This window comes from Bifidobacterium sp. UBA6881 (assembly GCA_002451435.1).
GTDB lineage: Bacteria > Actinomycetota > Actinomycetes > Actinomycetales > Bifidobacteriaceae > Bifidobacterium.
The window spans coordinates 16389-16735 of sequence record DKCF01000014.1 but is presented as its reverse complement, the minus strand read 5'-3'; the positions used below and the strand labels follow the sequence as shown (position 1 = coordinate 16735).

The following is a 347-nucleotide window of genomic DNA, read 5'->3' as shown; positions in this document are numbered from 1 at the left end:
TGATGTTCCGATGATGGAATGTTGGGATTGCGCGCGTCCTTGGCGGAACGTGCGGGAAGCGGGTGCGTCGGCGGATCGGCATGATGCCCCGGCATCAATCTGCCGAGCAAATCGACCAGATACCCCTTGCCGCAGGCTCCGAAATCCAAATGAACGGGACCGTGGGTGACAAGCGTCGTGCCGGATGAACGAACCACATCCCTGCCCCAAACGGCTCGTCCGTGCAATGCCCCCAGACATTCGCCGGCGTCGGGTCCGACGGTGAAGCTCAATGCCGGATCGTAGCCGAGTCGTATCAGATCCTCGCCTACGCATGGGTCTATCGCTCCGGAAGTGGCGGAAAACAG

At 61.1% G+C, this 347-nt stretch carries 1 pseudogene; it reads right to left on the bottom strand.

What is annotated here, in order from left to right:
• Positions 1 to 347: pseudogene (locus B3C64_RS01115) on the bottom strand (FAD:protein FMN transferase); the annotation flags it as partial.